The organism is Pedobacter sp. BAL39 (assembly GCF_000170795.1).
Taxonomy (GTDB): Bacteria; Bacteroidota; Bacteroidia; order Sphingobacteriales; family Sphingobacteriaceae; genus Pedobacter.
The window spans coordinates 124,871-135,494 of sequence record NZ_ABCM01000017.1; the positions used below are offsets into that span (position 1 = coordinate 124,871).

9 protein-coding genes are annotated in these 10,624 nt (G+C 45.0%); 2 read left to right on the forward strand and 7 right to left on the reverse strand.

The features are described from left to right. Positions 1-17: 17 nt before the first annotated feature. From fusA to PBAL39_RS19165, 5 genes are all read right to left on the reverse strand, one after another. Complete coding sequence (gene fusA / locus PBAL39_RS19145; protein WP_008244594.1) at positions 18-2,132, reverse strand: elongation factor G; 2,115 nt, start codon at positions 2,130-2,132, stop codon at positions 18-20. Positions 2,133-2,149: 17 nt separating this feature from the next. After that, on the reverse strand, positions 2,150-2,617 hold the full coding sequence (gene rpsG / locus PBAL39_RS19150) for a 30S ribosomal protein S7 (RefSeq protein ID WP_008244596.1): 468 nt from the start codon (positions 2,615-2,617) through the stop codon (positions 2,150-2,152). Between the two features lie 16 nt (positions 2,618-2,633). Next, the gene (rpsL, locus tag PBAL39_RS19155) at positions 2,634-3,047 is read right to left on the reverse strand and encodes a 30S ribosomal protein S12 (protein WP_008244597.1); all 414 of its coding nucleotides are present in this window, start codon (positions 3,045-3,047) and stop codon (positions 2,634-2,636) included. Between the two features lie 168 nt (positions 3,048-3,215). Then, complete coding sequence (locus PBAL39_RS19160) at positions 3,216-3,437, reverse strand: VF530 family DNA-binding protein (RefSeq protein WP_008244599.1); 222 nt, start codon at positions 3,435-3,437, stop codon at positions 3,216-3,218. Between the two features lie 35 nt (positions 3,438-3,472). Then, a complete protein-coding gene (locus PBAL39_RS19165) occupies positions 3,473-6,193 on the reverse strand; it encodes a glycoside hydrolase family 2 TIM barrel-domain containing protein (RefSeq protein WP_157274109.1) in 2,721 nt (906 codons plus the stop codon). A 130-nt stretch (positions 6,194-6,323) separates the two neighbouring features. Between PBAL39_RS19165 and PBAL39_RS19170 the strand changes: the two genes are divergently transcribed. Further along, positions 6,324-6,965 carry a hypothetical protein gene (locus tag PBAL39_RS19170; protein ID WP_008244616.1) on the forward strand — a complete coding sequence of 214 codons (642 nt, stop codon included), beginning with the start codon at positions 6,324-6,326 and terminating at the stop codon, positions 6,963-6,965. Between the two features lie 153 nt (positions 6,966-7,118). Next, positions 7,119-8,390 carry a mechanosensitive ion channel family protein gene (locus PBAL39_RS19175; RefSeq protein WP_008244617.1) on the forward strand — a complete coding sequence of 424 codons (1,272 nt, stop codon included), beginning with the start codon at positions 7,119-7,121 and terminating at the stop codon, positions 8,388-8,390. A 109-nt stretch (positions 8,391-8,499) separates the two neighbouring features. Here PBAL39_RS19175 and PBAL39_RS25735 read toward each other — a convergent pair whose 3' ends face one another. After that, positions 8,500-9,297 (reverse strand): M1 family aminopeptidase, encoded by a 798-nt coding sequence (locus PBAL39_RS25735; RefSeq protein ID WP_008244618.1) that lies wholly within the window; start codon positions 9,295-9,297, stop codon positions 8,500-8,502. Next, on the reverse strand, positions 9,234-10,463 hold the full coding sequence (locus tag PBAL39_RS25740; protein ID WP_232282984.1) for a hypothetical protein: 1,230 nt from the start codon (positions 10,461-10,463) through the stop codon (positions 9,234-9,236). The genes PBAL39_RS25735 and PBAL39_RS25740 overlap by 64 nt, the downstream gene beginning before the upstream one ends. Positions 10,464-10,624: the final 161 nt, after the last annotated feature.

The following is a 10,624-nucleotide window of genomic DNA, read 5'->3' on the forward strand; positions in this document are numbered from 1 at the left end:
CGGCTGCCGATTTGTTTTTAGTCTACAGATTTAACTCTGCCTTTTGATTTAGCAATTACTTCGTCCTGTACGTTTCTTGGTGCCGGCTCATAGTGATCGAACTCCATTGTTGAAGTTGCACGACCAGAAGTAATGGTACGCAGTTGCGTCACATAACCAAACATTTCAGAAAGTGGTACAGTTGCTTTAATTACCTGGGAACCGTTACGGGTATCCATACCTAAAAGCTGACCACGACGACGGTTCATGTCACCGATTACATCACCCATGTTTTCTTCAGGAGTAAGGATCTCGATTTTCATGATTGGCTCCATCAATACAGGGCTACATTTAGGCAATGCCTCACGGTAAGCCATTTTAGCTGCAAGCTCGAATGACAAAGCATCTGAATCGACTGCGTGGAAAGATCCGTCAATTAAACGAACTTTCATGTCTGGAAGTGGATATCCAGCCAATACACCATTCGACATTGAAGCTGCAAAACCTTTCTCAACAGAAGGGATAAACTCACGAGGAATAGATCCACCAGTGATTTCGTTTACGAACTGCAAACCACCTTTTTCGAAATCTGCATCAATTGGAGAAATTACCACTTGGATGTCAGCGAATTTACCACGACCACCTGATTGTTTTTTATAAGTCTCACGATGTTGAACAGTACCATTGATGGCTTCCTTGTAAGCAACCTGTGGCGCTCCCTGGTTAACCTCTACCTTAAACTCACGTCTAAGACGGTCAATCAGGATGTCCAGGTGAAGCTCACCCATACCAGAGATAACAGTCTGACCAGTTTCCTCATCAGTCTGAACCCTGAAAGTAGGATCCTCTTCAGCAAGTTTAGATAATCCCATACCTAATTTATCAATATCAGCCTGAGTTTTAGGCTCAATTGCTAAACCGATAACCGGCTCAGGGAATACCATTGATTCAAGAACGATCGGGTGTTTCTCATCGCAAAGGGTATCACCAGTTTTGATGTCTTTGAAACCTACAACAGCAGCAATATCACCAGCACCTACATTAGGGATTGGGTTTTGCTTGTTCGCATGCATCTGGAAGATACGTGAGATACGCTCTTTGTTTTCAGAACGTGCATTGTAGATATAAGAACCTGCCTCAAGGTTACCTGAATAAACACGGATGAAGCAAAGACGACCTACGAAAGGATCCGTTGCAATTTTAAAAGCTAAAGCTGCAAAAGGCTCTTTTTCGTCTGGTTTACGTAATTCTTCTTTCTCTGTGTTCGGGTTAGTACCCACGATACCTTCTGAATCCATTGGCGAAGGAAGTAATTCCATCACATAGTCAAGCATGGTCTGAACACCTTTGTTTTTGAAAGATGAACCACAAACCATAGGTACAATTTTAGCATCAAGTACTGCAGCACGCAATGCATCTAAGATTTCGCGCTCAGTGATTGAGTTTGGATCATCGAAGAATTTCTCCATCAAGGTCTCATCGTAATCAGCAACTGATTCCAATAATTTCTCTCTCCATTCTGCAACCTCATCAATCATATCATCAGGAATAGGCACTTCAGTAAAGGTCATCCCTTTATCATGCTCATTCCAAACGATACCACGGTTGTTGATCAAATCAACTACACCTTTGAAGCTATCTTCAGCACCGATAGGCAATTGCAGAGGAACTGCATTGCTACCCAGCATATCTTTAACCTGTTTAACAACTTTTAAGAAATCAGCTCCTGAACGGTCCATTTTGTTAACGAAACCGATACGGGCAACATTATAGTTGTTTGCCAATCTCCAGTTAGTTTCAGACTGAGGCTCAACACCATCAACTGCAGAGAAAAGGAATACCAGACCATCCAATACACGTAACGAACGGTTTACCTCTACGGTAAAATCCACGTGTCCAGGTGTATCGATAATGTTGATGTGGTAAGTATCGCCTCTGTATTTCCAGTTTACTGTTGTTGCAGCAGAAGTGATCGTGATTCCACGCTCCTGCTCCTGTGCCATCCAGTCCATTGTTGCAGCACCTTCGTGTACCTCACCAATTTTGTGACTAACACCAGCATAATAAAGAATACGCTCCGTTGTTGTGGTTTTACCCGCATCAATGTGAGCTGCAATTCCAATGTTTCTTGTGTATTTTAAATCTCTTGACATTTTATGATTCTATATGATTAGAAACGGAAGTGAGAGAACGCTTTGTTAGCCTCAGCCATTTTATGCGTATCTTCTTTTTTCTTAACTGCTGCACCTTCACCTTTAGCTGCTGAAACAATTTCACCTGCTAATTTTTCTTTCATGGTTTTTTCACCACGTTTACGAGCGTAAGAAATTAACCATTTCATGCCTAAAGCAATCTTACGGTCTGGTCTTACCTCTGTAGGTACCTGGAAGTTTGCACCACCCACACGGCGTGATTTCACCTCTACGGCAGGCATTACATTTGTTAAAGCACGTTTCCATACTTCTAAACCATTCTCACCAGCTTTTTTCTCAGCCAGTTCTACTGCATCATAAAAAATATCATACGCGATGGATTTCTTTCCATCATACATCATATTGTTTACGAACCTGGTCACCTGAACATCGTTAAATTTAGGATCAGGAAGGATAATTCTCTTTTTTGGTTTTGACTTTCTCATTTTTCTTTCCTCCTAATTATTTCTTTTTACCTTTTGTTGGTGCCGCAGCTACTTGTCCTGGTTTAGGACGTTTTGTACCATATTTCGAACGACGTTGGTTACGACCAGCAACACCTGAAGTATCTAATGCTCCACGGATGATGTGATAACGTACACCTGGCAAATCTTTAACACGACCACCACGGATCAATACGATAGAGTGCTCCTGCAGGTTGTGACCTTCTCCAGGAATGTAGGCATTCACCTCTTTACCATTGGTTAAACGTACACGTGCAACTTTACGCATTGCTGAGTTTGGTTTTTTAGGGGTAGTGGTATATACACGTGTACATACACCTCTTCGCTGTGGACAGCTGTCCAACGCTGGAGACTTACTCTTGAACTCCAGTGCTACTCTACCTTTTCTAACTAATTGTTGAATGGTTGGCATTGTTTTTTTTTGTTTTTCTATTTATGTTTAAAAACTTCACCCCTTAATAAAGGGACTGCAAAGGTAAGACAATACATTTTATAAATCAAGGGGTTAACACAAAAATAATTCAACCGGACAGATCATTTAAAATCAGCCCGGTTGAATCGGTTAAACCATAAAAATATATTAATGGAAAGTGTTCAGGTATAACTTCTCCACCTTCTTCCGCGCCCAGTCCGTCTTTCGCAAAAACGTCAGGCTCGATTTCATCGTAGGGTTGTTTTTGAAACACGCAATCTTCACATAGGTCGACAGTTCTTCCCAGCCATAATGCCATACCAATTGCTTCACTATAAACTCAAGTGTCAATCCATGTAGCGGATTATTCGGTTGTTCTTTTACTGTCATGATGCAAAAATAAAAAGAAATTTACGATTTAAAACCTATCGCAATGGGATCTCTGTTTTCTTTCCTGCATAATCACTCAACGTCAGCGCCGGCGTAACACCTCCCTGCCCTCCAGTATACTCAATCAGCACCTTCTTCTCTGCTCCCGGAAGGATAGAGAAATAGTTGTCATCATAAAACACCGGAAGGATCCGCTTTCCTGTTTTTGCATCTACCAGCGACAGCCTGTTGAAGAAGCTCACCGGCCCGCCTGCAGGATTACGCAGGGTCACTTCAACCTGACCGTCCTTCAGCTGTTTTGCACTTGCAGTAAGTGATGCACTCTTCAGTTCATTCAAGCCTGAGTACATCCCCTTTTGATCCGCTGTCCAATACAGGTTATCACTCAGCACCCTTTTATTCTCATCCAGCAACTGTAATGATAAGAAAGCTCCCTTTTTAGCAGACAGCTCGTCCATCATCTTTTTAAGCGACAGCACTTTTTTAGTGGTAGAGCCATCAATGAAACAGAAAACCTGAGTCAGGTCAGTTGCCTTACCTTCCATATCATAAGCCTTAGCTACCAGCATCACATTCTGTTTTCCTTTGAAATCATTGTTGACCAGCATTACCATACCATCTACAGGATTATACATCACGTGCAGCAGCTCACCAGCCGAACGCAAGCCAAACAGACAGGCATTCGGATCCAGGTAATAATCGTACATCTGTCCACGCATGGAAGTCCATGGATTTTGTGTTTTCCAGATGATCACTCCTGTATACCAATCCCACATATGTGAACTAAAACCTTCAATCAATCCACGGTACTGATCGTAATTCACCACCTGTGCCTTTTTCGCAAAGTCGGCCACATTTGCCGGTTTGCCATAAGGTAAGATGTGTTGTTCGTAACCCACACCCAGATAATTATGGTAATCCCATACAGAGTCTACCTTTTCAGAAGGGCCTTTTTCTCCTCTTTTTTCCGGTGATATATATTCCGGGGCAACCATACTGGCTTTAGGAATGAACCTTTCCAGCGATTCCAGGTCACCTACACCAACACTACCCACCTCCGAGTTGAAGGGGAAAGTTTTGGTTTCCCAGAAAGTCGACACGTTCTGGATCGTATACGGACCGTCGCCATTTCCACCAAGGGTATTGCGCGACATGTCATCGGAGTTGGAGTAATCGATAAACCACCTGGTGCCATCCAATGCAGGAAGAATAGAGTCGCGCAGGGGGATCAGGATATCATCCGGAGGAGTAATTTCATTTCCGCCACACCAGATTGCCAGCGATGGATGGTTACGTACCATCTTGATCATATCCGAAGCAGACTCCAGAAACAGGTGATGATCATCAGGATATTTACGCCTGGTCCACTGATCTTCCAGTTTCATCGGATCTACCCAACGCCCGTTACAGTCGCCGGACATCCAGAAATCCTGAAATACCAGCATACCATATTTATCACAAGCCTCATAAAACTCAGGACGTTCAATCAGCGCACCGCCCCAGATTCTGATCAGGTTCAGCTTCATGTCACGATGATACCTGATTTCAGCATCGTATCTTTCTTTAGAAAAACGGAGCATCGCATCAGAGATGATCCAGTTTCCTCCTTTGATGAAAATCTTCTGGCCATTTACCGCAACCTCCTTGCTGGAGGTGATGTCGTTCCATTTGGTCTGGATCTCGCGCACACCTACCTGCACCGTCTGGCTGTCGGTCAGTTTGGTTCCTTTTTCCAGAAAACTCAGCTTCAGTGCATATAGATCCTGCTTGCCATAACCGGCAGGCCACCATAGCTTAGGGTTTTTCAGCACAAAATCAGGGAATTTAATTTCCGCAGTACTGTTCGCCTTTAGCAACACCGACTGTGTTACCTGTTTACCATCCATGGTATACACCAGTTTACCCGACACTTCCTGGTTGCTGGTGTTTTTTAATTCTGCCGTGACCTTGATCAGGGCAGGTTCCTGTGCTCCGGAAACCTCACGTTTTCCCGGTACGAGGGTCACCACATGCGGGTTAATGAGGCTCACTTTTCCACTGCGTACAATCTGTACCTTATCCCAGATCCCTGTGTTTCTGTCTCTGATCGGACGAATCCAGTCCCAGCCCGCAGTATATTGCAGCGCCACACCTTTAGCGATCGTTCCGTCACCACCTTGTCCACCGTTAGGATTACCCACTACATCAGCCGGATGCACAATCACCGCAAGCCTGTTGTTACCGTTTTTGGCCAGCAGTTTGGTGATGTTAAATGTCTTCCTTAGATACATACCCTTGAAAGGAGTTTCATTCACTTTCTTACCGTTGAGAAAAATATCACAGCTATAATTGATGCCCCTGAATTTCAGCCACACCTGCCCGTCGCCGTCAGCGGGACTTTCTTTGAAATCCTTTACAAACCAATAGGTATAATAATCCCTGCCTGTTTTATAGATATCCGGAATCAACTCATTATTCATCCCGAAAAAAGGATCGGGCACTTCTTTATTGGCCAGCATCGTGGTCAGTACCGTTCCCGGAACCACTGCATTTTTCCATTCAGAAAGTCCAAAAGCAGCAGTAGAAATCTCTTCCCCACTAGCCTTAACCTTGGTCATGGGCGCGCACAGCCATCCTGAATTTAGTTCGTACTGATCCTGGGCAGCAAGCCTCCCTCCGGCAGTCAGCAGTATTAAAAAGGAAAAGAGCAGCCTTTTGGTTAAAAACGAGAGTGCGTTAAACGATTTAGCGTAACTGTGTTTAGATAAACTGGACATCATCATATTTATTTACTGAATTGAAAAACTCGAATCCTGAGGGCTCAGTCATATGAGCAATTATTGAGCGCCTAATGTATGAATTTATGACTAAATTTGCAGCAATCAGTTTTAATCAAATCATCACCATATGCAATTCAATCTTGGAGATTTCGTAAGATTCGTAGACGAGAACATCGAAGGATACATCACCCGCATCATCGACAAAGATACCATCGGCGTAACCGATGCCAATGATTTTGAGATCCCTGTCCTGGCAACAAAGGTGACACTCGTGCATGGAGACATTCCCGATAACGACATCGTTTCCAACAAACCCGCAATAGTGGTTCCGGAAAAAGAATTTATCAAAGAGGGAATTTATCTTGGCCTGGTTACCGACCAGCACAGCAGTTCTGTAGCTCATTTCCACCTCGTCAATGAAAGCTCCTTCCAGCTGCTGCTTAGCCTAAGCACAGAAAAAGACGGCAAGTTCAAAGGGGAAAGCGCTGCCATCATCCCCGGAAATTCCACAAAAAAGATTTACTCCGCCCAACTTGGCGACATACAAGTGTGGCCGAAGTTCAGACTTGAGCTGCTCTTCCACACCACGGCTGATGTCGAACCCAAAGAAGCCATCCTTTTCAATGAAAAGATTAAAGGCAAAGACCTTTCCGTTGCAAAAGAAGAAATCGCATTGCTTAAACAAAAAGGCTGGAAGATCAGACTAGATGTGCCCGCTGCAGCTACAACCATAGATGCTGAAAAGCTCAAAGCCAGCTTCTTTAAATAATCAGACTCCCATTTATCTTTTGAACTGGAAATCGCATCGTGTGATTTCCAGTTCAAAATCCACCTTTTCTTTTGCCTTTTTAAATTATTTTTAGTAACCTGTCGATCCCTGTGAATCAACAAACAGGCACCAGTATCAAAAAAACAGTTTAAAATGTACAACATCAGTCACCTTACCTATAAACTTCTTGTCCGATGGGGAATTCCCGCAGAAGTCGCCATCTACGTCAACCTATTCCTGCTCCTCACTGTACTCATTGGATTGGTATACATCCTGCAATACCTGGTCAGACGCCTGCTTAGGATCGCCCTCATCAGAATCACCAAACGCACGAGAATCCCTTTCTTTCAGCACCTGCTGGAAAACCGCTTTCCGCATTACCTGGCCCTCACCGTGCCCCTGATATTAATCAACAGCTCCATACCAATCATCTTTGCAGGTTTTCAAAATTTAATCCCACCCCTGAAAGCACTTGCAGACGTTTACATGATCCTCATCATCATCTGGATGATCATGTCACTTATCAGATCAGGTGCCGACTCCATGAGGACCAAACCTGGTTTCCGCGAGAAACCAATCGACAGCTACCTGCAGGTCATCAGGATCATTCTCTTTCTCTTCGCTGCAGTACTCATCTTCTCCACACTTACCGGAAAATCCCCCATTGTCTTCTTCACCGCCATGGGTGCAGTCTCTGCTGTGCTCCTCCTGATGTTTAAAGACACCATCATGGGATTCGTGGCCAGCATACAAGTCACCACCAATGATATGGTCAGGATTGGCGACTGGATTACCATGCCCAAATTTGGCGCAGATGGCGATGTAACAGAAATTAACCTTACCACGGTAAAAGTTCGCAACTTCGACAAAACCATCACCACTATCCCTACTTATGCCCTCATCTCCGACTCCTTCCAGAACTGGAGAGGTATGCACGAAACCGGAGGCCGGAGGATCAAACGGGCCATTTACATCAAGCAGTCTACCATCCGTTTTGTAAACAACGAAGAACTCGCTCATTTCCGGAAGGTACAATCCCTTAGCTCCTACATTGACCACAGGCAAAAAGACATCGACAAAAACAACGAACGCATTGGCGCCGACAAGTCTCTGCTCATCAATGGAAGAAACCTGACCAATGCAGGCCTTTACAGGAAATACATAGACAATTACATCGCCAGCCACTCCGGCATCCATAAAAAAATGACCATGATGGCGCGCCAGCTGGCACCAACCGCCAACGGACTTCCCTTAGAAATATATGCCTTTACCGGCACCACCAAATGGATCGATTACGAACACATCATGGCCGATATATTTGACCACCTCATCGCGGCAGCTCCTTTCTTCGGGCTCCAGATTTATGAGATGGAAGGATCCGGGGATCTGAAGCCTGTGGAAATCAGAAGTTACGATGCCGGTTAACCAGCGCCCCCTCGTATAAAAATAAAACAGGCCGCAGAAAAACATCTGCGGCCTATTTTATGATCAGTCCATCTCCTTGTCCGGATGTCTGCACTTATTTCTTGAGTTCTTATTTCTTCCAGACGTTATTTGTCGGGTTCACATCCGGCAATACATGCTCAGGGTCTAAAGTAACCGATACCACTTCCTCTGTCGTAGGGTAGTTCACCGTCCATGAAGTATTGCGCATCCAAATGTCTACCGGCAGCTTCAGAATCTCCGTCTTGCCACTTTTGGTTTTTACTTCGATGATGATCGGCATTGGCATCTGCTCCAGGTTGGCAATAACAATATCATACCCTGCGGTAGCGCCACCTCTTGATAATGCTTTTACAGAAGTGATTCCCTGATCAGTCTTCCAGTTTTCCAGAAACCAGCCTCTCCAGAACCAGGACAGGTCTTCTCCGGCACCATTCTCCATGGCACGGAAGAAATCATTTGGTGTCGGGTGTTTAAAAGCCCAGTTCTCCACATATTTGCGGAACGCATAATCGAACCGGTCTGCACCAATCACCTGATCCCTGAGGATGTTCAATCCCCATCCAGGTTTACTATACAGGTTGACGCCGATATTCGCTTCTTTCATCGCATCCGGTGTCAGCATAATTTTCTCTATCTGAGGGCTCGCCAGGTAAGTGGCCACTCTTTGCATGTCCGTCGGACGCGACTTATACTCCCCTTTATTGAAAGCCTCTGACGAGAGACCATTGATAAAAGTATTAAAGCCTTCATCCATCCAGCCATATTTACGCTCATTGCTGCCCACAATCATTGGAAACCAGGTATGGCCAAATTCATGGTCGATCACGCCCCAGGCGCTACCATTTTTTGCCTTCCATCCACAGAATACAATTCCAGGATACTCCATCCACCAACGTTGCTCGCCACGTTCACGGCCATCGGGTATGGATACTCAAACCATTTGTTAGAATAATACTCAATGGAAGCTTTAATGTATTCTACCGCACGGCCATAACCATCCTGACCATTGCTTTCCACAGGATGTGCTGCAACTGCCAGCGACTTTTTACCACTCGGAAGGTTGATGCGCGCTGCATCCAGCACAAAAGACCTCGACGATGCCCAGGCCACGTCTCTCGTGTTTTTGATCCTGAACTTCCATGTCAGCTTATCCTTTGCTGGACGCGAACTGCGGTCGTTGACCTCTGCCTCTGAGCGGATGGCCACCTTAGTATCACTCGATTTTGCCGCATTCCAGCGCTTCAGCTGTTCGGCCGTGAGCACCTCCTGTGGGTTCAATAACTCTCCCGAACCCATCACAATGTGATTTCCCGGTGCAGTGATGCTGAAATCAACATCTCCATACTCACAGTAAAATTCTCCGGCACCCCAGTAAGGCAAAGTGTTCCAGCCCAACACATCATCGTATACACTCATTCTTGGAAACCATTGCGCAATCGCATAAATTTCCCCGTTTTTTGTGGCCAGGTGCCCCATACGGTCGGATCCATTGATCGGAACAACAAAAGAAAAATTCATCTTAATCGTGATGCTCTCACCGTCGCCAGCCAAAGGCTGGTCCAGCCGGATCTGCATCCTGGTATCCTCAACTAAAGAGGTGAATTTCAAAGCCTTTGACTTCTGAGCCACAGCAAGCCCCTCGATCTTGTATCCGCCATCAACCTTTTCCCCGCGTGCACCATAACGGCTCCCGGCAGCAATCAGTGAGTTACCACGCGACTCCTGGGCAAAAAGATTCTGATCAAGCTGCAGCCAGAGGTATGGCAAAGCAGTGGGACTGTTGTTTTTATAGGTAATCGTTACCGTTCCCGACACCGTATTTGTAGCTGTATCCAGGTTTGCGGTAATGTTATAGTCGGCACGGTTCTGCCAGTATTTTGCACCGGGATAACCATTGGCACCACGGTACTCATTGCCATTCTGCGTATAAAATAAGGGGCTGAAGGCTGCATGAGGGTCATAATTGCCCCCATCTCTGCCCACCTGCTGTGCATGGCCTGCCATACTGCCGGCGCATAACAATACCAGTAGTAGAGTTAATTTGTTGATCATATGAAAAGTTTGGTTTTTTGATTTGATCCTAAAGGTATAAAATCAATCTCAGACGTGTGTATTGTAACACTTTTATTAGTTCTTTTTCAATCCTGGAACCGGAGGCGGCTTACGCTGTCCCACGGGGATTTTCAACCAATTGTGGTAAGTTTTTACAATGT